This window comes from Acrocarpospora macrocephala (genome assembly GCF_009687865.1).
Classification (GTDB): domain Bacteria; phylum Actinomycetota; class Actinomycetes; order Streptosporangiales; family Streptosporangiaceae; genus Acrocarpospora; species Acrocarpospora macrocephala.
In genome coordinates this window covers 1-24,353 of record NZ_BLAE01000024.1, presented here as the reverse complement: position 1 = coordinate 24,353, position 24,353 = coordinate 1, and the positions used below count along the sequence as shown (strand labels likewise).

Genomic DNA, 24,353 nt, shown 5'->3' with positions numbered 1-24,353 from the left:
CCCTGTAGTCCTGGCACGAAACGACAGCCCTTGGGCACCATCACGCTAGACCCCGACCAGGAACACCGCAGCCCCGCCGACCAAGCGCCAGCCTCAAAGGGACGGGGGTAGAACTTCCACCGCAATCAAGGACTCGGCGAGATGGCCGACCATGCTGAGGGCGCGGCGGAGCCCGGGGGTGACCAGGGGCCGGGGCGGAGCCCCGAGGGTGACCAGGGGCCGGGGCGGAGCCCCGAGGGTGACCAGGGGGGCCGGGGCGGAGCCCCGGGTGAAACCAAGGGTTGGGTGGGTGGGAGAACCACGCTGATCGAACTGCCGCTTCATTTGGGCGACCACGGCGATGGCGGGGCCGGGCGGAGCCCGTGGGAAACGAAGGGATGGGCGGGAGAACCCCCGCATCAACCCAAACGAATTTAAACCGCCCCACCAGGATCAATGCGCCATCGTCAACCCAACGCCAGCCTCAAAGAGGGCGAGCGGAGAACCACAAATCAACCCGCCACAAATCCAAGCGCCCCACCCAAACTCGTCGGGTGATGGCGCCGATGGATCAGCCCTCGATCGGCTCCGAAGTCAGTAGGCCCTCGCTGACCTCGCGCAGGGCGATGGACAGCGGCTTCTCCTGGGCGTGGGTCTCGACCAGCGGTCCCACGTACTCCAGCAGGCCCTCGCCGAGCTGGCTGTAGTAGGCGTTGATCTGGCGGGCCCGCTTGGCGCCCATGATGACCAGGCTGTACTTGCTGTCGACCACGTCGAGGAGCGCGTCGATGGACGGGTTGGTGATGCCTTCGGAGTAGGCCGCGCTGGTGGTCACGTCGTGAGTCCCCTAGCTAGTTGTCAGCTTCAGCCATCAAGGCTATCAGTGCCTGGCACACGTCCTGGACCGATGTGTTGACCAGCGTCACGTCGAACTCCTTCTCGGCGGCCATCTCGACGAGCCCGGCTTCGAGGCGGCGGGCGATGACGTCGGGGGGTTCGGTGCCGCGGCCGCGGAGGCGGCGTTCGAGTTCCTCCCAGGAGGGGGGAGCGAGGAAGACGAGGAGGGCGTCGGGCATGCTGGCCCGGACCTGGCGGGCGCCCTGGAGGTCGATCTCCAGGAGGGTGGGGGTGGCGGTGGCGAGGCGGTCCAGCACGGCGTCCCGCGGGGTGCCGTAGCGGTTGCCCGCGAACTCCGCCCATTCCAGCAGTTCCCCGGCGGCGATCAGGCGGTCGAACTCGGCGTCGTCGGCGAAGAAGTACTCGACGCCGTGGGTCTCGCCGGGGCGGGGCTTCCTGGTGGTCACCGAGACCGACAGCCACACCTGCGGGTGTGCCCGCCGGAGCTCGGCGACGACCGTGGACTTGCCCACACCGGACGGTCCGGACAGGACCGTCAGGCGGGTTTGAGGCATGGAGTCACCGTAACGTGTCCCGGACTCGGCGGCCTTGTGGGCCTGACTGCCTTCGGGCCAGGACGAGCCGGTCACTCAATGCCCCCCGTGTCGCGCGGTTCGGTCACCCCGCGGGAAGCCGCGAGATGACCGACAGCGTACGCCTAGCCTTCGGCGCCGCCGAACTCGCGCTCCAGGGAGGCGCGCTGGTTCGCGCCGAGGCCCCGCACGCGGCGGGACTCGGCGATACCAAGACGTTCCATCAGCTGCTTGGCGCGGACCTTGCCCACGCCAGGGAGCGACTCCAGCAGAGCCGAGACCTTCATCTTGCCGATGACGTCGTCGGTCTGCCCATCCTTCAGCACCTCGGCCAGAGATACCGCGCCATGCTTGAGCCGGTTCTTGACCTCAGCACGCTCCTTGCGGGCCTTGGCAGCCTTCTCAAGTGCTGCGGCGCGCTGCTCGGGGGTCAGGGGAGGAAGAGCCACGCCGGGTCACCTCGAATTTCTGTCGATGTACTCGGACGGGATGGGAAAGTAGCTGGTCTTTGCCCCATCAGGCAACGTCAAGACCTATTTCTGTCCCCACAAAGTCCAATAAACTACTCTCCGTAGTCGAGATCTAACGGACTGTCTACGAAAACGGCCCTATCAGCTACGGAAGCGAGCCTCGCCTGATGAACGCCTCAGGGCCGCGAAAGGGCCGTCCGGCGCAGCGCCGCGGCGATCCCGGCGGCGGCCGCGCCGGGGTCCGGAGAACCGGTGATCGGGCGCCCGATGACGAGAAGATCGGCCCCGTCGGCGATGGCGGCCTCGGGGGTCGCTACTCTTGCCTGATCCTGGGTGTCGGCTCCGGCCGGCCGTACCCCCGGCGTGATCAACGTGACGCCGAGGCCGACCTCGGCGCGCACCGCGGCGACCTCGCGGGGGGAGCAGACGAGCGCCTGGGCCCCGGCGCCGACCGCGAGGGCGGCGAGCCGCCGGACCGCGTCCCCGGCGGGTCCCTGGATGCCGGTCCTGGCCAGATCGGCCTCCGACAGCGAGGTGAGCAGGGTGACGGCGGCGATCTGGGTCTGGGGGGCGGCCTCCACCGCCGCCTGGATCATGGCCGGGCCGCCGGTGGCGTGCACGGTGAGGATGGCGGGCTTGAGCCGGGCGACCGCGCGGGCGGCCCCGGCGACGGTGTTGGGGATGTCGTGCAGCTTCAAGTCCAGAAAAATCCGGACACCGCTGGCTCCGCGAACCGTGGCGAGCACGTCCGGGCCGTACCTGAGGTAAAGCTCAAGGCCGACCTTGACGGTCGAGACGTGCGGCGTGACCAGGCTCGCCCAGCGGGCCGCCGTCTCCAGGTCGGGTGCGTCCAGGGCGACGGCGATGGGTGCGGGGGTCACAGCGGGCTCTCCTCAAGATCATTTCGGTGGGCGGGGCGGTGGGCCAGGCCGACGGCGTCGGCCAGCCGGTCGAAGCCGCGCTCGTGCAGGAGCTCCTCCAGCTCCCGCAGGATGCGCGGACAGGCGTAGGGGTCATGGAACAGGGTGGTGCCCACGGCGACCGCGCAGGCGCCCGCCAGGACGAGCTCAAGGGCGTCCCGGCCGGACGTGACGCCGCCCATGCCGATCAGGGGCACCCCGGGTAAGGCCGCGTGCACCTGCCAGACGCAGCGGACCGCCAGCGGCCGGATGGCGGGCCCGGACAGGCCCCCGGTCCCGGCGGCCAGGGCCGGGCGCATGGCGTCCACGTCGATGCTCATCCCGATCGGCGTGTTGATCATGGCGAGGGCGTCGGCGCCGCCGTCCACGCAGGCGCGGGCGATGGCCACCACGTCGGCCACGTCGGGCGCGAGCTTGGCCACCACGGGCACGTCGTAGCGCATCGCGGCGCGCACCGAGGCGACGACCTCGGCCGCCGCGCCGCCGTCGCGGGCGAACACCCGGCCGCGGTCGTCCACGTTGGGGCAGGACAGGTTGATCTCGACGGCGGTGACGCCGGGCGCGTCGGCCAGCCGCCGGGCCAGCGCGGTGTACTCGGCCACGCTGCCGCCGCCGATGGAGACCACGGTCCTGGCGCCGCGCTCGGCCAGCCAGGGCAGCTCGCGGGCCAGGAAGGCCTCCACGCCCGGTCCCTGCAGCCCGACGGCGTTGAGCATGCCGGAGGGCGTCTCGGCCATCCTGGGGGTCGGACGGCCCGCTCTGGGGGCCATCGTGATGGACCGGGTGGTCAGCGCCCCGAACCGGGTCACGTCCGCGAAGGCCGACAGCTCCCGGCCGGTCCCGGCGCAGCCCGCCGCCGCCAGGATCGGATTGGGCAGCTCGACGTGCGCGAGGTACGCGCGCATGTCAACGGCCACGGTCGCCCCCCGGCGCGCCCAAGGCGTCGAACGGGATCGTGCCAACGTCGTCGAAGCGCACCCGCTCGCCCCGGAAGACCGGCCCCTCGGTGCAGACCCGGACCATCCGGGTCGCGCCGTCGTCGCCGATCACCGGCACCACGCAGGTCATGCAGATCCCGATCCCGCAGGCCATGGCCTCCTCGACCGAGACCTGGACGGGGATGTCGAACTCCACGCAGACCGCGGTCACCCCGCGCAGCATGGGCATCGGGCCGCACGCGTAGACCACGTCGGCCCGGGTGTCGGCGATCACGGCGGGCAGCACGTCCACGACCGAGCCGCGCATGCCGAGCGAGCCGTCCTGGGTGGTCAGCGTGGTGGTCTCGCCTATCCGGCGGGCCCGCAGCGCGCCGAACACCCGGTCGGAGCTGGCCGCGCCGAGCACGAAGTCGACCCGGCAGTTGCGCTGGTGCAAGGCGTCGGCGAGGGCGAACAGCGGGGCGGAGCCGTACTCGCCGCCGACCAGCAGGCAGGTGGCGGGGTCGCGCGGGAGCGGGAAGGGGCGGCCGAGCGGGCCGACCATGTCGAGCGCGTCGCGGGCCTTGCGGTCGGCCAGCCAGGCCGTGCCGGGGCCGCGCACGGCGAAGACGAACTCCACCGTGCCGCCGTAGTCGGACTTCACGTCGTGCACGGCGAACGCGCGCCGGGTCAGCATGGAGGTCTGCGGGCCGCCGACGGCGACGGTGACGAAGTGGCCGGGGCGGAACCGGTCGGCGATGCCCGGCGCGACGACGGTCAGCGCGTGGTAAGCGTCGACCCGGCGCGTCGTCAGCACCGTGCCCGTCACCTGCACCGGCGTCCCGGCCACTCGTAAACTCCTCGGCTCAGCCTCGCAGCCGCCGCGCGTGCTCCTGCAGCGACCGTACGCCCACGTCCCCCCTGAGGATGTGCTGGATGCCCTGTACGGCGGCCGCCAGCCCCTGCACGGTGGTGATGCAGGCGATGCCGCGCAGCACGGCCGCGGTGCGGATCTCGTAGCCGTCCAACCGCGGCCCGGACTGGCCGGGGCTGCCGAACGGGGTGTTGACGATGAGATCCACCTCGCCGTCCAGGATGCGCCGCACGATCGTCGGCTCACCTCCCGGGCCCGCGCCTTCGCTCTGCTTCCGCACGATCTTGGCACGGACGCCGTTACGGCGCAGCACCTCCGCCGTACCCTCCGTGGCCAGGATCTCGAATCCGAGCTCGGCGAGCGCCTTCACCGGGAAGATCATGGCGCGTTTGTCCTTATTGGCCACGGACACGAACGCCCGCCCGGTGGTGGGCAGCCCGCCGTACGCGGCGGCCTGGGACTTGGCGTAGGCGGTGCCGAAGAACTCGTCGATGCCCATCACCTCGCCGGTGGAGCGCATCTCCGGGCCGAGCACGATGTCCACGCCCCGGAACCGGTCGAACGGCAGCACGGCCTCCTTGACCGCGATGGGCGCGTCCAGCGGCAGGGTGCCGCCGTCGCCCGCGGCCGGGAGCATGCCCTCGGCGCGCAGCTCGGCGACGGTGGCGCCCATCATGATCCGGGCCGCCGCCTTGGCCAGCGGCACCGCCGTGGCCTTGGACACGAACGGCACGGTACGGCTCGCGCGCGGGTTGGCCTCCAGCACGTAGAGCACGTTGGCGGCCAGCGCGTACTGCACGTTGAGCAGGCCGCGCACGCCGACGCCGCGGGCGATGGCCTCGGTGGCCGCGCGGATGCGCTTGATGTCGTGCCCGCCGAGGGTGATCGGCGGCAGCGCGCAGGCCGAGTCGCCGGAGTGGATGCCGGCCTCCTCGATGTGCTCCATGACGCCGCCGAGGAAGAGCTCGGTCCCGTCGTAGAGCGCGTCCACGTCGATCTCGATGGCGTCGTCGAGGAACTTGTCGATCAGCACCGGGTGGTCGGTGGCGGCCTTGGACATGTAGGACGCGAGGGTCTCGTCGTCGTACACGATGGCCATCCCGGCCCCGCCCAGCACGTACGACGGCCGGACCAGCACCGGATAGCCGATCTCCCCGGCGATGTCGCGGGCTTCGGCGACGGTGAGCGCGGTGCCGTGCCGGGGCGCGGGCAGCCCGGCCTCGGCCAGCACCCGGCCGAACGCGCCGCGCTCCTCGGCCAGGTGGATGGACTCGGGCGAGGTGCCCACGACGGGCACGCCCGCGTCCTTGAGCGCCTGGGCGAGCCCGAGCGGCGTCTGCCCGCCGAGCTGCACGATCACCCCGGCCACCGGCCCGGTCCGCAGCTCGGCGTGCACCACCTCCAGGACGTCCTCCAGGGTGAGCGGCTCGAAGTAGAGCCGGTCGGAGGTGTCGTAGTCGGTGGAGACCGTCTCCGGGTTGCAGTTGACCATGACGGTCTCGAATCCGGCCCGGCTGAGCTCGAAGGAGGCGTGCACGCACGCGTAGTCGAACTCGATGCCCTGCCCGATCCTGTTCGGCCCGCTGCCCAGAATGATCACCTTGGGCCGGTCCCCCGCGGGGACCTCGCTCTCCTCGTCGTAGGTCGAGTAGAGGTACGGCGTGCGCGCCTCGAACTCGGCCGCGCAGGTGTCCACGGTGTGGAAGACCGGCCGCAGCCCGAGCGCGTGCCGCAGGTCGCGGACCCGGATCTCGTCGATGCCGAGGATCTCGGCGATCTGCACGTCGCTGAACCCGTGCTCCTTGGCGCGCAGCAGGGTCGGCTCGTCCAGATCGACGATCCCGGTGGCGATCTCGTGCAGCAGCATCAGCTGATCGAGGAACCAGGGGTCGATCTTCGTCGCGTCGTACAGCTCCTCGAGGGTCGCCCCCGCCCGGATGGCCTGCTGCATCGTGCGCAGCCGCCCGTCGTGCGGGGTCCGGCAGGCCGCCAGGAGCTCCTGCTTCGTTCCAGGCCCTCCTGACCAGCTGAACGAGGATCCCTTCTTCTCCAGCGATCTCAGGGCCTTCTGGAGGGCTTCAGGGAACGACCGGCCGATCGCCATGGCCTCGCCGACCGATTTCATGTGCGTGGTCAGCGTCTGATCGGCCCCGGCGAACTTCTCGAACGCGAACCGAGGCACCTTGACGACCACGTAGTCGAGCGACGGCTCGAACGACGCCGGGGTCTCCTTGGTGATGTCGTTGGGGACCTCGTCCAGCGTGTAGCCGATCGCGAGTTTGGCGGCGATCTTGGCGATCGGGAAACCCGTCGCCTTCGACGCGAGCGCGCTGGACCTGGACACCCGCGGGTTCATCTCGATCACGATCATGCGCCCGGTTTCCGGGTCCACCGCGAACTGGATGTTGCAGCCGCCGGTGTCCACGCCGACCTCGCGGATGACCGCGATGGCCACGTCCCGCATGTTCTGGTACTCCCGGTCGGTCAGCGTCATCGCCGGCGCCACGGTCACGCTGTCGCCGGTGTGCACGCCCATCGGGTCCACGTTCTCGATCGAGCAGACGATGACCACGTTGTCGTGCCGGTCCCGCATGACCTCCAGCTCGTACTCCTTCCAGCCGAGGATGGACTCCTCCAGGAGCACCTCGGTGGTCGGCGACGCGTCCAGGCCCGCCCCCGCCATCCGGCGCAGGTCCGCCTCGTCGTGCGCGAACCCGGAGCCCGCGCCGCCCATCGTGAACGAGGGCCGCACGACCAGCGGGTAGCCGAGCTGATCGGCCGCCGCCAGGCAGTCGGCCATGGTGTGGCAGATGACGCTGCGCGCCGACTCGGCGTTCAGGCCGCGCTCGGCCGCCACCTTGGCCACGATGCCCTTGAAGAGCTCCCGGTTCTCGCCCGCCTGGATGGCCTCGAAGTTGGCGCCGATCAGCTCGACCTCGTACTTGGCCAGCACGCCCGACTCGTGCAGCGCGACGGCCGCGTTGAGCGCGGTCTGGCCGCCCAGGGTGGGCAGCAGCGCGTCCGGGCGCTCCTTGGCGATGATCTGCTCGATGATGTCGGGGGTGATCGGCTCCACGTAGGTCGCGTCGGCGAACTCCGGATCCGTCATGATCGTCGCCGGGTTGCTGTTGACCAGGATGACCCGGAAGCCCTCCGCCCGCAGCACCCGGCACGCCTGGGTGCCCGAGTAGTCGAACTCGCAGGCCTGCCCGATCACGATCGGCCCGGAGCCGATCACCATGATCGACTCGATATCCGTCCGCTTAGGCACCCATGACCTCACAGAACTCGTCGAAGAGATACGCGGCGTCGTGCGGCCCCGCGGCGGCCTCGGGGTGGTACTGCACGCTGAACGCCGGATAGTCGAGCAGCCGCAGCCCCTCCACGCAGCCGTCGTTGAGGTTCACGTGGCTCACCTCGGCCCGCCCGTACGGCGTGTCGAAAGGCCCGTCCAGCGGCGCCTGTACGGCGAAGCCGTGGTTGTGCGCCGAGATCTCCACCTTGCCGGTGCGGCGATCCTGGACCGGCTGGTTGACGCCGCGGTGGCCGTACCTGAGCTTGTACGTGCCGAGCCCGAGCGCCCGCCCGAAGATCTGGTTGCCGAAGCAGATGCCGAAGAACGGCTTGCCCGCCGCCAGCACGCCGCGCAGCGCGGCCACCGCGCCGTCGGCCGTGGCGGGGTCGCCGGGGCCGTTGGAGAAGAACACGCCGTCGGGGTCGAGGGCGAGGATCTCGGCGGCGGTCGCGGTGGCCGGGAGCACGTGCACCTCGCAGCCGCGTTCGGCCATCCGCTGCGGGGTCATCGCCTTGATGCCCAGATCCACGGCGGCGACGGTGAACCGCTTCTCCCCCACGGCCGGGACGACATAGGGCTCTTTCGTGGACACCTCGGCGGCCAGGTCGGCGCCGAGCATGGCGGGCGAACGCCGTACCCGCTCGACCAGCTCGGCGACGGGCGCGAGCGCGTCGCCGGAGAACACCCCGGCCCGCATCGCGCCGCGCTCGCGCAGGTGGCGGGTGAGCGCCCGGGTGCCGCGCACGGCGATCCCGACCACGCCCTGCTGGCGCAGGTAGTCCTCCAGGGACGCGGTGGCACGCCAGTTGCTGGCCACCCGGGCCGGCTCGCGCACCACGTAGCCGGCCACCCAGACGCGGCCGGACTCGGGGTCCTCCTCGTTGACGCCGGTGTTGCCGATGTGCGGCGCGGTCATCGCGACGATCTGCCGGTGGTAGGACGGGTCGGTGAGGGTCTCCTGATATCCGGTCATGCCGGTGTTGAAGACCATCTCGCCGAACGTCTCGCCCACGGCTCCGTAAGGGGCGCCCTCGAAGACTCTGCCGTCTTCCAGGACCAGGAGCGCAGGACTCATACGAGCTTCCCTTCCAGAACGGTCGGCCTGCCCCGCAGGAAGGTCGCCACCACCCGGCCGGGCAGGGTCATCCCCTCATACGGGGTGTTTCTGCTCTTGGACGCCATCGCGCCGGGATCCACCAGCGCGCGGACGGACGGGTCGTACAGCGTGATGTTCGCGACCGAGCCGACCTCCACCGGCTGCCCGTGCCCGGCCAGCCGGCCGATCCGCGCGGGCCGCGAGGACATCCGGTCGGCCACCGCCGCCCAGTCGAGCAGGCCGGTCTCCACCATGGCCTCCTGCACCGCGCTCAGCGCCGTCTCCAGGCCGATCATGCCCATCGCGGCGGCGGCCCACTCGGTCTCCTTGTCCTCGACCGGATGCGGCGCGTGGTCGGTGGCGACGCAGTCGATCGTGCCGTCGGCCAGCGCCTCCCGCAGCGCCCGCACGTCGTCGCGGGTGCGCAGCGGCGGATTCACCTTGTAGATCGGGTTGTACGGCCCGACCGGCGACTTCTCCGCGCAGGCGTCGGTGAGCAGCAGGTGATGCGGGGTGACCTCGGCGGTGACGTCCCAGCCCTTCGACTTGGCCCAGCGGATGATCTCCACGGAGCCGGCGGTCGAGACGTGGCAGACGTGCAGCCGGGAGCCGACGTGCGCGGCCAGCAGGCAGTCCCGCGCGATGATCGCCTCCTCGGCCACGGCGGGCCAGCCGGCCAGGCCGAGCCGCCCCGAGACCTCGCCCTCGTTCAGCTGGGCGCCCTCGGTGAGGCGGGGCTCCTGGGCGTGCTGGGCCACGACGCCGTCGAAGGCCTTGACGTATTCCAGCGCCCGGCGCATCAGCACCGCGTCGGAGACGCACTTGCCGTCGTCGGAGAAGACCCGGACCCGGGCCGCCGAGTCGGCCATCGCGCCCAGCTCGGCCAGCTGCCTGCCGTCCAGGCCGCTGGTGACCGCGCCGACCGGCTGCACGTCGCAGTGGCCGTACTCCTGGCCGAGCCGCCAGACCTGCTCGACCACGCCGGCGGTGTCGGCCACCGGGGAGGTGTTGGCCATCGCGTGCACGGCGGTGTAGCCGCCGCGGGCGGCGGCCTGGGTGCCGGTCTCGACCGTCTCGGCGTCCTCCCGGCCCGGCTCGCGCAGGTGGGTGTGCAGGTCCACCAGGCCGGGCAGGGCGAGCAGCCCGTCGGCGTCGAAGACCGTCTCGCCGCCGAGGCCGGGGCCGATCTCGGCGATCAGGCCGCTGTCGATCCTGAGGTCGACGGGGTCGCCGCCGAGGATGCGGGCGTTTCTGATGATCACTGGACTTCTCCCCCGATCGCGCCGCCGAGCAGCAGGTAGAGCACGGCCATCCGGACGGTCACGCCGTTGGCGACCTGCTCCACGATGGTCGAGCGCGGCGAGTCGGCGACCTCGGCGGAGATCTCCATGCCGCGGTTCATCGGGCCCGGGTGCATGACGATGGCGTCGTCGTGCAGCTTGGCGAACCGGTCGCGGTCCAGGCCGTAGCGGCGGCTGTACTCGCGGGCGGACGGGAAGAAGGCGGCGTTCTGGCGTTCCAGCTGGACGCGGAGCATCATCACCACGTCCGACTTGGGGAGCACCGCGTCCAGGTCGTAGGAGACCAGGCAGGGCCAGTTCTCCACGGCGACCGGGAGGAGGGTGGGCGGGGCGACCAGGGTGACCTCGGCGCCGAGCGACGCCAGCAGGAGCACGTTGGAGCGGGCCACCCTGCTGTGCAGGATGTCGCCGACCACGGCCACCTTGAGGCCCTCCAGGCGGCCCAGCCTGCGGCGCATGCTGAACGCGTCCAGCAGGGCCTGGGTGGGGTGCTCGTGGGTGCCGTCCCCGGCGTTGACCACGCTGCCACGGACCCAGTTGGCCAGGCGGTGCGGGGCGCCGGAGGCGCTGTGCCGGATCACCACGGCGTCGGCGCCCATGGCCTCCAGGGTGAGCGCGGTGTCCTTGAGCGACTCGCCCTTGGAGACGCTGGAGCCCTTCGCCGAGAAGTTGATCACGTCGGCGGACAGGCGTTTGGCGGCGGCCTCGAACGAGATGCGGGTGCGGGTGGAGTCCTCGAAGAACAGGTTCACCACCGTGCGGCCGCGCAGCGTCGGCAGCTTCTTGATGGAGCGCTCGGAGACCCGGGCCAGCTCCTCGGCGGTGTCCAGGATGAGCAGGGCGTCGTCGCGGCCGAGGTCGCCCGCGGAGATCAGGTGCTTCACCGCTCCCCCTCCCTGACCAGCAGCACCGCGTCGCGGCCGTCGGTCTCCTCCAGGAAGACCCTGACCTTCTCGCTCTTGGCGGTCGGCAGGTTCTTGCCGACGTAGTCGGCCCGGATGGGCAGCTCGCGGTGGCCGCGATCGACCAGGGTGGCCAGCTGGACCGCGCGGGGGCGGCCGAGGTCGTTGAGGGCGTCCAGCGCGGCCCGTACGGTACGGCCCGAGAACAGCACGTCGTCCACCAGGACCACGATCTTGTCGTCGATCCCGCCGGGCGGCAGGTCGGTGTGGCCGAGCGGGCGGGCGGGCTTGAGCCGGAGATCGTCGCGGTACATCGTGATGTCCACGGCGCCGACCGGGATCTTGCGCCCCTCGAACTGGGCGACGCGCTCGGCGAGCCGCCGGGCCAGGGTCGCGCCGCGGGTGGGGATACCCAGCAGGACGACACTTTGCGCGCCCTTGGTGCGCTCCAGGATCTCGTGCGCGATCCGGGTCAAGGCCCGGTGGATGTCGGGTCCTTCCAGGACCGCTCGCGCCAGATCCCCCCCAGAAACCGGGGGATTTTGGGCATCGGACATGAAAAAATCACCGCCTTTCCCGCCTCACAGGACGGGTCTTAAAAGGGTGTCAGGCGCTAGAACACTACCAGGCTCCCGCCGATGGCCTGGGACGATAGGCCCCAGCGGGCATCGAACCACCCTCGCCCGAAACCCGAGGATGGCTCGGTTGTCGGGGAGAGCACTGTTTGGCCATCTTTTCCCAATCGACTTGACCTTTCCCGGTCACGGCTTTACCGTCACTGTCCGTAACCACAACTCGCGACCTTCCTGGGTAAAACCCGACGCAGTGGTCACCGAAGGTGCCTGCCCCCAGGTACAGCCCCGGTGGTTAGTGCATTCGGTACAAGGACGCACAATCAACCTAAGAACAGACATAGAAAGCCGGGGGCCATACGATGCCGTCTGACTACGCCAAGTCGCTGGGCGCGCGACTCCGCGCCATCCGCACCCAACAGGGTCTGTCCTTGCATGGGGTAGAAGAGAAGTCCCGGGGGCGATGGAAGGCCGTCGTCGTCGGATCGTACGAGCGTGGGGATCGTGCGGTCACGGTGCAGAAGCTGGCCGAGCTGGCGGACTTCTACGGGGTGCCCGTCTCGGAGCTGTTGCCCGGGGGCGCCGCGCCCTCCCCGCTGCTGCCGACGCCGAAGCTGGTCATCGACCTGGAGCGGCTTTCCCAGTTGCCGAAGGACAAGGCGGGGCCGCTGGCCCGCTACGCCGCGACGATCCAATCGCAGCGCGGGGACTACAACGGCAAGGTGCTGAGCATCCGGCAGGAGGACCTGCGCTCGCTCGCGGTCATCTACGACAAGTCGCCGTCGGAGCTGACCGAGGAGTTCATCAGCTGGGGTGTGCTGGACGCCGAGGCTCGCCGGGCGGTCGAGTCCTTCTGACCCGCACGCCTCCCTCGGCTCGCGTCCCTCCGGCGGCCTGGCCGCTGGAGGGAGCCGCCGAAGATCTACCCGCTGCCGTCTTGGAAAAATAGGGCAAAGGGCGATAAAACTTCCTTCTACCAGATTTATAGGAGGAAGCAGACATGGGGCTGTCTACGCGCGAGCGACGCGTGCTCGATGAGATCGCACGCCGTGTGCGCGCCGAGGATCCGGCCCTGGCCGACCGCCTCTCCGGACACGGCACCGGCACCGTCCACGCCGAGATGCTCCCATCCCGGCCCCAGGCCTGGCCGATCATCGCCCTGGCTGTGATCCTTGCCGGTTGCGCGCTCCTCTACACGGTCACCACCTCGAAATAGGGTGGCTCTCCCACCCACCCTCCCTTTTGTCTCCCCCGGGCTCCGCCCGGCCCCGCCATCGCCGTGGTAACTGGACGAAACGTCAGCCACGGCACGGTGGTTCTCCCATCGCCGTGCCATTGTTTGCCCCTTGGGCTTCTCCCGACCCACCATCGCCGTGGGTCGCTGGACGAAGCGACAGCCACGGCAGGGTGGTTCTCCCGCTCATCCAGCTCCAATCAGGGCTATCGGGTTGCCTTTAGGCAGACTTGTTGCCAGATAGTCGCCGGTGGGGTGAGCACTCCCCAGCCCTGGGCCCTTCGGGAACCCTTTGTTTGTCCTCGGGATCCCCCCCCCGCCGATGCCGTGGCAATGTGGGTTCGCGGTTTGTGACCCCTTGTGCCGGGCAGGTCCCGATTGCCGCATGGGCTTCGCGCCGGGGGGATCATGACTTTTCAGGTGGATTCCGAGGTGGGGCGGCTCCACCAGGTGCTGGTGCACACGCCGGACCTCTCGTTGAAGCGGCTCACCCCCAGCAACAAGGACGATCTTCTCTTCGACGACGTGCTGTGGGTGCAGCGCGCCATTGAGGAGCATCAGGAGTTCCAGCTGGTGCTGCGGGAGCTCGGCGTCACGGTGCTCCCGCTGCTGGACCTGCTCCGGGAGACGATCACGATTCCCGAGGCCAGGAAGCACATCCTGGACGCCAGCGTCGACGAGCGCTGGTTCGGGCCGCTGGCCACCGACGCCATCCGTGACGCCCTGGACGCGCTCGACGAGAAGGCGCTCGCGCCGTACCTGACGGGCGGCATCACCAAGCGGGAGATCATGGAGCTGGGCTGCGACCCCAAGTCGCTGGCGTTCCACACCCTCGGCCCGGACGACTTCGTGCTGCCGCCGCTGCCCAACCACCTGTTCACCCGGGACACCTCATGCTGGATCTACGACGGCGTCTCGATCAACGCGATGCGCAAGAAGGCCCGCCGCCGCGAAACGGTCAACATGGAAGCGATCTACAAATTCCACCCCAAGTTCGCGCCTGGGTTCGGCACCGCCTTCCACGTCTGGAACGAGGGCACCCCGATGGCCCCCGCCACCATCGAGGGCGGTGACGTCCTGGTCATCGGGCGGGGCGCGGTCCTGGTCGGGATGAGCGAGCGCACCCAGCCCCCAGCCGTCGAGATGCTCGCCCAGAAGCTGTTCCGCGCCGGCTCGGCCCGGAAGATCGTGGCGCTGAACCTGCCGAAGGCGCGGGCGTTCATGCACCTGGACACGGTGCTGACCAACGTGGACGCCGGGGTGTTCACCAAGTACGCGGGCCTGGGCATGCTGCCGTCGTACACGATCGAACCCGGCGCCACCGACCGGGAGCTCAAGGTCACCGACCACCCCGCCGAGGACATGCACCAGGCCATCGCCCGCGCTCTCGACCTGGCCGACATCACGGTCCTCACCGCCGTCCAGGACGTGCACGCCGCCGAACGGGAACAGTGGGACGACGGCTGCAACGTCCTGGCCATCGCCCCCGGCGTAGTCGTCGCCTACGAGCGCAACACCACGACCAACAACTACCTGCGCTCCCACGGCATCGAGGTCATCACCATCCGCGGCAGCGAACTCGGCCGCGGCCGCGGCGGCCCCCGCTGCATGAGCTGCCCCCTCGAACGCGACGGCATCTAACCGACCTCACCACCAGAGCCCGACCGAACCGCGTCTCGTTCATGCCCAGCACACGCATCAGCTCGAACTCGACCCGGTCCGACCACGCCCCTGGCCACGACCGCCTGCAGGTTTGGGCTCTTCGCAAGCGACAGCGCACTCGGCCGCAGCCCCGACGGTCCCCGCCACATGAGCTGCCCCCTCGAACGCGACGGCATCTAACCGGGCTTTCGCTTGGAAGGTTTCCTGCGGATCGGGTCCGCACCCAGCGGATCCGGCCGTCGTCATGGTGCCTGTCGGGCCACGTCGTCGAAGTTTCAGCGGCGCGAGTTCCAGGCCGCCCAGCGTGCCGTCCGCCGCGAGGACCACGGCCGCGCCGCGCCGCCGGGGCCGGCCGAACCGGTCTCGTCCGTGCCCAGCACACGCATCGGCATCGGGCTCAACCAGTTCGACCGTGCCCCTCACCATCGACCGCTCGCGGGTTAGGGCTCTTGGCAAAGGGTGCAGCCGGGCGGGCCCCCCGGCGGGAGCTCGGGGTCCGGCGGCGGAGGCAGTGGGAAGGGGATCTCGTCGTCCCAGTCCGGGATCCTTGGGTCCCCGGTAGCGGTGCAGGACAGGAAGTCGATGGTGGTGATGCCGGTGGTCGTGCCCCACGACTGTTGCGGCACGCCGGGGCATCCGAACCAGGTCTGGCCGATCGCGGGTCCACCCAGCCCGTCGTGGAAGGTCAGGACCGTCAGAAAGTCACCGCCCTCGTCCGGATGTCCCGGGGTCGGCGGAAGCGCGTAGGCCGGTCCGCCACCGAGCGCGATCGCGCCGACGACAAGCACGGTCGCGACCAGGCCGCGCCTTAAGAAGCCACGCTTGAGATTGGATGCGGATACTCGGGGTTCTGTCATCGAAGTGTCCCAGCCCTCTTTCGAGTCACACAGTCGGCTGCTTTCACTTCTCAGACGCGACACCACGTTCCGCCCTGTTCCCCTATCCAGTTCCACCCGTTCCACCGAGGGATCACCATCGAACATCCCCCAGCGCCCGGCAGCTCCTCCATCCGGCCATCGAGGAAGACGTAGTCGCCCTCCCCCCAGTGGTCACGAGCAGACGGCAGCACGGTCCCCGGACCGGACTACCCCTCCGCTTGCCCGCCGGAGCCCGGATCCCTGATCCGGAAGACCGCCCGCAGCGGGGCAGGCCGAAACCGGTCACCTGCCTGGCAACGTTGCAGTGAAGAAGCGGTTGCAGTGAAGAAGGGGAGGAACCGGCGAGCATCCCGAGGAAGACGTTGCCGCCCGCCCCTCCACTCGTCACGAGCAGACGGCAGCACGGTCCCCGGACCGAACTACCCCTCCGCTTACCCGCCGGAGCCCGGATCCCAATCCTGAAGGCTGCCCGCAGCAGGACATGCAAAGCCGGTCACCTGCCCGGCAACGTTGCAGTGAAGAAGGGGAGGAACCGGCGAGCATCCCGAGGAAGACGTTGCCGCCCACCCCTCCACTGGCCACGAGCAGACGAAAGCGCGGTCCCCGGACCGGACTACCCCTCCGCTTACCCGCCGCAGACCAAGCCCCGATCCGGAAGACCGCCCGCGGCAGCGCAGGCCGAAGCCGGTCACCTGCCCGGCGACGTTGTAGTGAAGAAGGGTGGGAACCGGCGAGCGTCCCTGTGAGAAGGGCACGGTCAGGGTCGGGCCGGGCGCGTGGCCCGTCGCGTTATGGCCGGTGGTGGTGGCTTAGCCGGCCTGCCAGTCCGGAACATGCCGCTCTTTTGATGCGATCCGGGTAACGGTGATGGTGGCTTAGCCTGCCCGCCAGTGTTCTCTTCAACCCGCCATGGGGAGGGTTTGCTGGGTGACGACGCCGAGGGTGGATTCGATGATGGTGACGAAGCCCTCGGCTTCGGCGATGAGTTCGTCGGCGTCGTGGGGGCTGACGAGGTGGATGAGGCCGGCTTCGGCGGCGGCGCGTTTCTTGGCGCTGATCGCGAAGTAGGCGGCCCACTGGGAGAGTTCGGGCTGGGCCTCGGGCAGGAGTTCCCAGGCGCTGCGCAGCCGCCGGCGGCGGCCGTCGATGGGCTGGGGGCGGGCGGCCAGGATCGCCGCGGCCGCGCGGAGTGCCGCGAGGTGGGCGTTGATGTAGCGTTCCGCCGGGGATGTCGCGAGGGTCGCGTCCGCCAGGCAGGCGCGAGCGTCCGTCAGGTGTGCGAGAACGGTCCGCGACACCTTGGGCGCACTGGGCCCGGTGCCGGGCCCGCTGGTGGGCCCGTTGTGCGGTCCGGTCATGCCAGCCTCCTAGGGCTTGGTGGCCTCCGGCGATCTCCGCCGGTGGAATCAGACTCGCAGACGCCACCGACATTTCCCGCCTGCGGTTCCTCCAGGTCGCTGCACCGGCCGGACGAGGAGCTTCCCCTCTCCCCGTCCGGCCCAAGCTTCGGGGCCGCGCCCCCACTCGTCTCCGCCGACGACGGGGAGCGCAGGCCCCTCTTGGGTGAGAGCAGGCCGCGAGTCCCACGCTCACACCTCGAACATAATTTCGACCAAGGTCAAAGTCAAGCACTTCGCCGAACAGGGGTTCGATCAATGGCACTCTCCGCGCGCGAAAACGGCCCCGCACCTGGAAAGATGCGGGGCCGTCGAAGTGCGTCAGCGGGCGAACTTGCCCCGCACGTGTACGGGCACCCCCGTGCCCAGCTGTCCCGGGAGGATCTCCGCGACGTGCATCGGCAGCCGTACGCAGCCGTGGGAGGCCGGGTAGAGCGGCACCGACAGCGCGCCGTGGAAGGCGATGCCGCCGTTGAAGAAGATCGGGTTGTACAGCTGGCCCAGGTAGGACTTGTGCCAGCCGCTGCGCCGCCAGGTCGTCTTGAAGTTCCCGGTGGGCGTGCGCGCGTCGCCGGAGAACCGCTGGCGCTCGCCGTTCCACATCGCGTACTCGACGTACGGCACGCCGCTGCCGGACGAGATGTGGGTGATCAGCCGGATCTGGCCGCCTCGGTAGAGGACCATGATCTGCTTGGTCAGGTTGACCTCGGCCCGGTTGGGCTTACCGTTCGGCACCAGGACCTTGGGCTGGACCGGCTGTTCCAGGGCGTTCCACGTCCTGGCCGTGATCGTGCTGGACGGCTTGAGGCCCTGGACCTTCTGGAAGGCCCAGACGGCGGCCTGGGTGGCGCCGCCGTACTTGCCGTCGATCTTGCCGGGGAGATATTTCAGTTCTCTGAGCCGCGTCTGGAGCGCCTTGACCGCCGCCCCCTTCGCGCCCAGCTTGAGTGTCTTGCCCGGGGCGACGAACGGCGCCGGCTCCCAGGCCGACACCAATCGGACCGCTCCAGAGTCCAGGCTGACCGCGGCCGGACGTGTGTGCTCAGCACCCGTCACAGCGCAACCGGTCAGCGCCACGGCCGCCGCCGATAACAGCGCCGCGGCGGCGAGATGACGGCGTCGAGCCCTCATCTACATCAACCCCCTCATTTTCACCATCATTTGGCAAAGGACAGTAGCGCACGAGGTACTTGGATCCCGCTTGACAGCTACTTGATCCCTGGTGGGGCAATGGGGGCGTAACGCGAGCCTCCTGCCCTTCCTTACTGTTTAGAGTTAGCGGGTGAGTGAAAAGTTGCACCCCAACATTGCCCATATCGCCGCAATCCTCCGCGAAATGGGCGCAACCGGTGAGCCCGTCGTGCTCGACGAATCAGCCCCCACCGCGGCCACCGCCGCCGCCCAGCTCGGCTGCGAGGTCGGCGCGATCGCCAACAGCCTGATCTTCAACGCGGAGGGCGCCCCGCTGCTGGTGCTCACCAGCGGCGCCCACCGCGTCAACACCGACCTGGTCGCCGCCACCATCGGCGTCGCCAAGCTCCGCCGCGCCACCCCGGAGTTCGTCCGCGAGCACACCGGCCAGCCCATCGGCGGCGTCGCCCCCCTGGGCCACCCGGCGCCGGTCCGCACCCTGGTCGACACGTGGCTGGCCAAGCACCCGACCATCTGGGCCGCCGCCGGTCACCCGCACGCCGTCTTCTCCACCACGTACGACGAGCTGCTGAAACTCACCGACGGCACGCCCACCGAGGTCGAGTAGTAAATCAAGCATTTGCTTGACTCATCGGAGCCACCGGATCTACCGTGGCTTCGTGGATCTGGAGCTTGCGGGCCGTCGCGCCCTCGTCACGGGCGCGAGCGCCGGTATCGGCAGGGCCACTGCCCGCCTGCTGGCCGCCGAGGGAGCCCAGGTCGTCCTGGTCGCCCGTCGCCTGGATGCCCTGGAAACCCTCGCGGCGGAGATCGAAGCCGAGGGCCGTCCCCGTCCTCTCTGCCTGGCGGCCGACCTCACCGACCCGGACGCCCCTGAGCGCCTGCGCGACCAGGTGAACGACCGCCTCGGCCGGCTCGACATCCTGATCAACAACGCCGGTCGCGCCGAACCCGCCGGCGCCACTCTCGACGAGGCGCTCTGGCGGAGCCAGTTCGAGCTCAACTTCCACGCCAAACGGCGCCTGGCCGAGGAGTTCCTGCCCCTGCTGGCGGCGGGCGGTCAGGGCCGGGTGGTGAACCTGGTCGGCATCCTGGAGCCGTTCGGGGTCTCGGCCGCCCAGTCCGCGATCGCGGCATGCGTCCTCTGGTCCAAGGGCTTCTCGCGCACGGTCGCGGACCGCCGGGTCACCATGAACTGCGTGGCCCCCGGCCGGATCGACAGCGAGCAGATCCGCGCGCACTTCCCCACCCGTGCGGCCCAGGAGGAGTTCGCGCGCCAGCTCATCCCGGCCCGGCGCTTCGGAACACCCGAGGAGGCCGCCGCCCTCATCGTCTTCCTCGCCTCGGGCCCCGCCCGTTACATCACCGGAGAGACCTTCACCGTCGACGGCGGCATGCACCGTTCGATCTAGCCCCTGGGACGCCTCATGACCTCCGCCCACTCGGTCGCCCTGGCGATGATGACCGCGCTCGACGCCAACGACGCTTCAGGGGTACGCCGGTGGTTCGCCCCCAACGCGTACTGGTGGGTGGACACCGGGCTGGACCGGGCAAGCGGGCGCTTCTCCGCCGACCCCGGCGAGGACCGCCCCTGGCCGCTGCACGGCCGCATGAACGCCATGGACAAATGCGACCTGCTCGCCGGCGTCCGCGATCGTTTCCCTTCCGGCGTACGCCAGACGGTCCGCCGTTCCTTCGCCACCGACCACATCGCCGTCCTGGAGGTCGAGGGGGACGGCCTGTTCGCGGGCGTCCACCCCTACCGCAACCGCTACTGCTTCGTGATCCACGTCGTGGACGGTCTGATCGTCTCCGTCCGCGAATACCTCGACACCGCCCATGCCGCCGCCGTCTTCGAGGGCCGCAACCTCAACCGCCGCTCCACCGACGACTCCCCCTGGCCTCCCGAGGCCGTCCCCACCAGCCCCGGCGGCGCACTCGCCCTCGCCTTCCTCGCCGCCATCTCCACCGCCGACGCCGACCGCCTCCTCGCCCTCTGTACGGCGGACGCCACCTGGTGGGCCGACGGTGGCCGCCTGCGCACTCCCGGCCCCGAGGCCCCCGTCGACCTCAACCCCGGCCTCTTGGTCGTCGGCCGCGTGCTCATCAGCGCCCGGGCTGCCAGAATCACCGCCCTCACGACCACCTACCCCACTGGCCTCACTCTCCTGGCCCACCGCATCATCGAAACCCCGCACCTCGTCGCCGTCGAAGCCGTCAGCCGTGGCACCCACCGCACGGGCGCCCGCTACGAGAACCGCTACGCCTTCGTCCTCACCTTCGCCGGCAGCGGCAGAATCACCGAGGTCAGGGAGTACTGCGACACCCGCCACGCCTTCGACGTCTACGGCCTCACCGACCGGCAGGCACCCTGAGCCAGATCGGGCAAGCTGCCCTGTTGGCGCCGGTGATCAGTCTAATTTCTGCTGTTCTGACCTGCGGTGATACAGGGCGGCTGATGCGTACCGGCAAGAACAAGACTGTTTTTCCGTTAATCCCCGCCGCACTCTTGACTGGCCTCAGACCAGCGACAAGAGGGCGGAACGTGACATTGCCAGACCCGGAAGCCGGGAATCCGATCAGGCGCGAGCACGCGTACGTGTCTATGCTCTACCGGCGGCTCGACACACTTCGCGCGGATACGGCGGTCCGGCTGGCCGCGGTGTCGCGGGGCGTCGGCGGTACGGCGCAGGCCCGGGCGGAAAGGGACGCCGCCTTCAGCGAGTGCTCCGGCAGACTCGCCCGGCTCGACGCGGCGGAGAACGGCCTGTGCTTCGGGCGCCTGGACCTCAGCGGCGGCGGGCGGCACTACATCGGCCGCATCGGGCTGCCGTCCCCTGAGGGCGATCCGCTGCTCGTGGACTGGCGAGCGCCCGCCGCCCGGCCGTTCTACGTGGCGACCACCGCCGTCCCGGAGGGCGTACACCGGCGGCGTCACATCGTGACCCGCGGCCGCCGCGTGGTGAGCGTGGACGACGAGGTCCTCGACGGCGGCAGGGCGCCCGGCGCGGAGACGCTGGCGGGGGAGGCCGCGTTGCTGGCGGCGCTGAACGCCGGGCGGACCGGGCGGATGCACGATGTCGTGGCGACCCTGCAAGCCGAACAGGACGCGATCATCCGGTCCGACCACCGCGGGGTGCTGGTGGTGCAGGGCGGGCCAGGCACCGGCAAGACCGCAGTCGCCCTGCATCGCGCCGCGTATCTGCTCTACAACCGTCCCCGGCTGGCCGCCCAGGGCGTGCTGGTCGTCGGACCGAACACCACCTTCCTCAGCTACATCGGGCAGGTGCTGCCCGGCCTGGGCGAGACCGGCGTGCTGCTCGCCACCATCGCCGAACTGTTCCCCGGCGTCACCGCGGACCGCGCGGAGCCCGCGCTGGCGGCGGAGGTCAAGGGCCGGGCGGTGATGGCCGAGGTGCTGGCCGCCGCCGTACGCGAGCGACAGGCGCCGCCCGGCGTCTTGTCGCGCTTGGACCGCGATGCCCGCGCTCAGGCGGCGGCCCGAGCGCGCGCCTCGGGCCTGCCGCACAACCGGGCGCGACCGGTATTCGCCGACGCGATCATCGATCATCTCGCGCGTGGTCTGGCCGAACAGACCCGCAGGCTGGCCGACCGCCTCGAAGCCGAAATAGCCGATGTCCTGGCCGAGGCAGACGTGGACAGAGCCGTGCGGGACGACCTCGCGGGCCTGGAGGGTGTGCTCCCCCGGGAGATCGTCGACGACGAGGACGATCTGCGCCGGGAACTGGCCTCGGATCCCGACGTGCGCGCGGAGATCGACGCGCTGTGGCCGGCGCTGACCCCGCAGCGACTGCTTGAAGATCTGTTCGCCGACCCGTACCGGCTTGCCGCCTGCGCCCCCCAGCTGAGCGAGCCCGAGCGGGCGTCGCTGGTCCGGGCGCCGGGCGGCTGGAGCGCGGCCGACGTGCCGCTGCTGGACGAGGCCGCCGAGCTGCTCGGCGTGGACGACCGGGCCGTCCGGGCGCGAGCGGCACGTGAACGTGCCCGGCACATCGAGTACGCCCAGGGGGTTCTGGACATCGCGCGGTTCGGCGACGACGAGGCCCGGGAGGCGCTGACAGCCGGGGATCTGCTGGACGCGCGCGGCCTCGCCGACCGCCACCACGAGGTCGAGCAGGCCACGGTGGCCGAACGGGCGGCCGCCGACCGGACCTGGACCTTCGGGCATGTGATCGTGGACGAGGCGCAGGAGCTGTCCCAGATGGCCTGGCGGCAGCTGATGCGGCGCTGCCCCAGCAGGTCGATGACCCTCGTCGGGGACGTGGTCCAGACCTCGGACGCGGCCGGAACCACGTCCTGGGACCGGGTGCTTCACCCCTACGTCGGCGACCGGTGGCGGCTGGCCCGGCTGTCGGTCAACTACCGCACCCCCGCCGAGATCATGGCAGCGACCGCCGACCTGCTGGCCGGTCTCGATCCCGAGATGGCGCCGCCGAAGTCGGTACGGGAGACCGGCATGCCGCCATGGCGGATGAGCACCTCCGCACGCGCGCTGCCCGAACGGCTTGCCCACCACACCGCTCAGGAAGCGGCGCTGCTGGGCGACGGACGGCTCGCCGTGATCGTCCCCGACGACCGGATCGCCGAACTGGCCACCGCGATCCAGGCCACCCTCCCCGACGCCGCCTCCGGCCCGCACCCCGATCTGACGGCCCCGATCGTGGTCCTGGGCGTCAAACAGGTCAAAGGACTCGAATTCGACTCGGTCCTGGTCGCCGATCCGGCCGCGATCCTGAGCGCTTCACCCCGGGGACGCAATGACCTGTACATGGCCTTGACCAGGGCCACGCAACGGCTCGGTATCCTGCACCCAGGACCGGCACCCGCCGAAATAGCCCGTACCGTGCGCGAACGCGACACCGGTCTCGGATGACCGGATCACCTCCCAGCTGGTACATCGGCGCGACGCCTCAGCCCCAGAATCGCGTCGTCCTCCCCGTCCTCCTCGGGCTCGCCCTTGACCCGCAGCCCAAATTGAGGAGTCCTGACAACTTCACGGAGTCCGCAGGGTCAACCGCCGGGGAGAACTGTGAGGCATTGTCCCTTGGCCCCTTGGGTTGTCCCTTGGGAAGGTGGCGGGGGCGACGACGAGGCAATCACGGCGATCTAGTGCCGCGATCTCCCGCAGATCCGCACGTGGGCATCCGCGTTGCCAACGCCGAAGGACCCGACGAAGTCGGCACCGACCAAACGAGAGTCGACACGCAAAGTCGACACGCAAAGTCGGCACACAGAGCCAGCACGGGCGGTTCCCGGCCTGGGTGGGTGGCGCTCTCATGCCGGTCCGGTTCAGCGCCGGAATCGTCCGGCGAAGCGGTTGCTTTTCCCGTGGTAGAGGAGGGTCCAGGTGCCGTCGTGGTTGCGGCGGGTGCGGTAGCGGTCGGGGTGGGTTGCTTTGTCGCGGTTGTGCCAGGTGCAGGCGGGGGCGAGGAGGTCCAGGTCGGTGGTGCCGCCGTCGGCCCAGCCCTTGACATGGTCGATTTCGGCCATGTCGGCCGGGATGGGGCAGCCCTCGCGGTAGCAGGTGGCGTAGCGGGCCAGGATGGCCTGCCGCTGGGCGGGGGTGGCCAGGCGAACGGCGCGGCCCATGTCCAGAACGCGTCCTTGCGCGTCGACGACCATGCGGACCAGCCTTGAGGTACGGGCCAGCCGGTGAACGTCGGAGACGGGCAGCAGCTGCCCGGTGGCGATCAGCAGCCCGGGCGCCAGCCGGTCCGGCGCATGCCCACAGGTCCTGCACGCATCCCCCACCGGCCCCTCACCCGCGCCCACGCTGCCCGCGCCCGCCCCGGCTGAATCGGTGCGCGTGCTGCTGGCATCCGCTCCGGCTGAACCCGTGCTCGCGCTGTCGGCACCTGCTCCGGCTGAACCGGTGCCCGCGCGGCCGGTACCCGTTCCGGCTGAACCGGTGCCTCCAGGGTGGCAGGGGCCGCCCGCGCGGCAGGTCGAGCCGTCACCGGCCGGAGGTGTCCCGGGCCGAGCATCGCTGGAGCCGACGGTGCTGGTGTTGGCGGTATCGGGGCCAGCAGTGTCGGCCGCAGCGGTGCCGGGGTCAGCGGTGCCGGCCGCAACTGCGTCGGCCGCGGCGGTGTCGGTGCGTCCGGCTGTGCTCTGCGATGGCGGCACCCCCGTGGCTGGCGTGGCGGGCGTGGCGGGCGTGCCGGACGCCGCGGTGGAGGGCGCGTGGGTGGAGTCGGCGTCATGGGTGGGGTGGCCGGTGATGGGGTCGGTGGTGGTGGGGTGGTCGTGTGTT

The 24,353-nt window shown here is 70.4% G+C and carries 22 protein-coding genes; 7 read left to right on the top strand and 15 right to left on the bottom strand.

Annotated elements, in window-relative coordinates:
* Positions 1–550 precede the first annotated feature (550 nt).
* From rpoZ to pyrR, 11 genes are all read right to left on the bottom strand, one after another.
* Positions 551–814, bottom strand: coding sequence for a DNA-directed RNA polymerase subunit omega (gene rpoZ, locus Amac_RS21360; RefSeq protein ID WP_155335393.1), 264 nt, complete (start codon positions 812–814; stop codon positions 551–553).
* Positions 815–830: 16 nt separating this feature from the next.
* Entirely contained in the window at positions 831–1,391 is a 561-nt protein-coding gene (gmk, locus tag Amac_RS21355) for a guanylate kinase (protein ID WP_155356157.1), read from the bottom strand.
* Between the two features lie 143 nt (positions 1,392–1,534).
* Complete coding sequence (mihF, locus tag Amac_RS21350) at positions 1,535–1,858, bottom strand: integration host factor, actinobacterial type (RefSeq protein ID WP_155335391.1); 324 nt, start codon at positions 1,856–1,858, stop codon at positions 1,535–1,537.
* Between the two features lie 197 nt (positions 1,859–2,055).
* Positions 2,056–2,760, bottom strand: a complete 705-nt coding sequence (pyrF, locus tag Amac_RS21345; protein WP_155356156.1) for an orotidine-5'-phosphate decarboxylase — start codon at positions 2,758–2,760, stop codon at positions 2,056–2,058.
* On the bottom strand, positions 2,757–3,716 hold the full coding sequence (locus tag Amac_RS21340; protein ID WP_246268543.1) for a dihydroorotate dehydrogenase: 960 nt from the start codon (positions 3,714–3,716) through the stop codon (positions 2,757–2,759). Before Amac_RS21340 ends, pyrF begins: the two co-directional genes overlap by 4 nt.
* Positions 3,706–4,566, bottom strand: a complete 861-nt coding sequence (locus Amac_RS21335) for a dihydroorotate dehydrogenase electron transfer subunit (RefSeq protein WP_155356155.1) — start codon at positions 4,564–4,566, stop codon at positions 3,706–3,708. Before Amac_RS21335 ends, Amac_RS21340 begins: the two co-directional genes overlap by 11 nt.
* A gap of 16 nt (positions 4,567–4,582) precedes the next feature.
* The gene (carB, locus tag Amac_RS21330; protein ID WP_155356154.1) at positions 4,583–7,861 is read right to left on the bottom strand and encodes a carbamoyl-phosphate synthase large subunit; all 3,279 of its coding nucleotides are present in this window, start codon (positions 7,859–7,861) and stop codon (positions 4,583–4,585) included.
* On the bottom strand, positions 7,854–8,960 hold the full coding sequence (gene carA, locus Amac_RS21325; RefSeq protein WP_155356153.1) for a glutamine-hydrolyzing carbamoyl-phosphate synthase small subunit: 1,107 nt from the start codon (positions 8,958–8,960) through the stop codon (positions 7,854–7,856). Before carA ends, carB begins: the two co-directional genes overlap by 8 nt.
* Positions 8,957–10,243 carry a dihydroorotase gene (locus tag Amac_RS21320; RefSeq protein ID WP_155356152.1) on the bottom strand — a complete coding sequence of 429 codons (1,287 nt, stop codon included), beginning with the start codon at positions 10,241–10,243 and terminating at the stop codon, positions 8,957–8,959. Before Amac_RS21320 ends, carA begins: the two co-directional genes overlap by 4 nt.
* On the bottom strand, positions 10,240–11,166 hold the full coding sequence (locus Amac_RS21315; RefSeq protein WP_155356151.1) for an aspartate carbamoyltransferase catalytic subunit: 927 nt from the start codon (positions 11,164–11,166) through the stop codon (positions 10,240–10,242). The genes Amac_RS21320 and Amac_RS21315 overlap by 4 nt, the downstream gene beginning before the upstream one ends.
* Complete coding sequence (gene pyrR, locus Amac_RS21310; RefSeq protein WP_155356150.1) at positions 11,163–11,741, bottom strand: bifunctional pyr operon transcriptional regulator/uracil phosphoribosyltransferase PyrR; 579 nt, start codon at positions 11,739–11,741, stop codon at positions 11,163–11,165. Before pyrR ends, Amac_RS21315 begins: the two co-directional genes overlap by 4 nt.
* Positions 11,742–12,118: 377 nt before the next feature.
* Between pyrR and bldD the strand changes: the two genes are divergently transcribed.
* From bldD to Amac_RS21295, 3 genes are all read left to right on the top strand, one after another.
* Entirely contained in the window at positions 12,119–12,613 is a 495-nt protein-coding gene (gene bldD, locus Amac_RS21305) for a transcriptional regulator BldD (RefSeq protein WP_155352052.1), read from the top strand.
* A gap of 143 nt (positions 12,614–12,756) precedes the next feature.
* On the top strand, positions 12,757–12,972 hold the full coding sequence (locus tag Amac_RS21300; protein WP_155356149.1) for a DUF3040 domain-containing protein: 216 nt from the start codon (positions 12,757–12,759) through the stop codon (positions 12,970–12,972).
* Positions 12,973–13,398: 426 nt separating this feature from the next.
* A complete protein-coding gene (locus tag Amac_RS21295) occupies positions 13,399–14,631 on the top strand; it encodes an arginine deiminase (protein ID WP_155356148.1) in 1,233 nt (410 codons plus the stop codon).
* Positions 14,632–15,092: 461 nt separating this feature from the next.
* Here the strand turns inward: Amac_RS21295 and Amac_RS21290 are convergent, their stop codons facing one another.
* The 3 genes from Amac_RS21290 to Amac_RS21280 all read right to left on the bottom strand — a co-directional run bounded on the left by Amac_RS21290 (position 15,093) and on the right by Amac_RS21280 (position 18,058).
* The gene (locus tag Amac_RS21290; protein WP_155356147.1) at positions 15,093–15,509 is read right to left on the bottom strand and encodes a hypothetical protein; all 417 of its coding nucleotides are present in this window, start codon (positions 15,507–15,509) and stop codon (positions 15,093–15,095) included.
* Between the two features lie 920 nt (positions 15,510–16,429).
* On the bottom strand, positions 16,430–16,888 hold the full coding sequence (locus tag Amac_RS21285; protein WP_155356146.1) for an SAV_6107 family HEPN domain-containing protein: 459 nt from the start codon (positions 16,886–16,888) through the stop codon (positions 16,430–16,432).
* 360 nt (positions 16,889–17,248) lie between these two features.
* A complete protein-coding gene (locus Amac_RS21280) occupies positions 17,249–18,058 on the bottom strand; it encodes a L,D-transpeptidase family protein (RefSeq protein WP_155356145.1) in 810 nt (269 codons plus the stop codon).
* 151 nt (positions 18,059–18,209) lie between these two features.
* On the opposite strand from Amac_RS21280, the gene Amac_RS21275 reads away from it, so the two are divergent.
* From Amac_RS21275 to Amac_RS21260, 4 genes are all read left to right on the top strand, one after another.
* Positions 18,210–18,686, top strand: a complete 477-nt coding sequence (locus Amac_RS21275; RefSeq protein WP_246268542.1) for a YbaK/EbsC family protein — start codon at positions 18,210–18,212, stop codon at positions 18,684–18,686.
* A 52-nt stretch (positions 18,687–18,738) separates the two neighbouring features.
* On the top strand, positions 18,739–19,491 hold the full coding sequence (locus tag Amac_RS21270) for an SDR family NAD(P)-dependent oxidoreductase (RefSeq protein WP_155356144.1): 753 nt from the start codon (positions 18,739–18,741) through the stop codon (positions 19,489–19,491).
* A gap of 15 nt (positions 19,492–19,506) precedes the next feature.
* Positions 19,507–20,454 (top strand): nuclear transport factor 2 family protein, encoded by a 948-nt coding sequence (locus Amac_RS21265; protein ID WP_155356143.1) that lies wholly within the window; start codon positions 19,507–19,509, stop codon positions 20,452–20,454.
* Positions 20,455–20,624: 170 nt separating this feature from the next.
* Positions 20,625–22,973: a HelD family protein gene (locus Amac_RS21260; RefSeq protein ID WP_307729746.1), complete on the top strand. Its 2,349-nt coding sequence runs from the start codon at positions 20,625–20,627 to the stop codon at positions 22,971–22,973.
* A gap of 416 nt (positions 22,974–23,389) precedes the next feature.
* Here Amac_RS21260 and Amac_RS57370 read toward each other — a convergent pair.
* Positions 23,390–24,353, bottom strand: a 964-nt coding sequence (locus Amac_RS57370; RefSeq protein WP_155356141.1) for an HNH endonuclease signature motif containing protein, incomplete at its 5' end; no start/stop codon positions are given.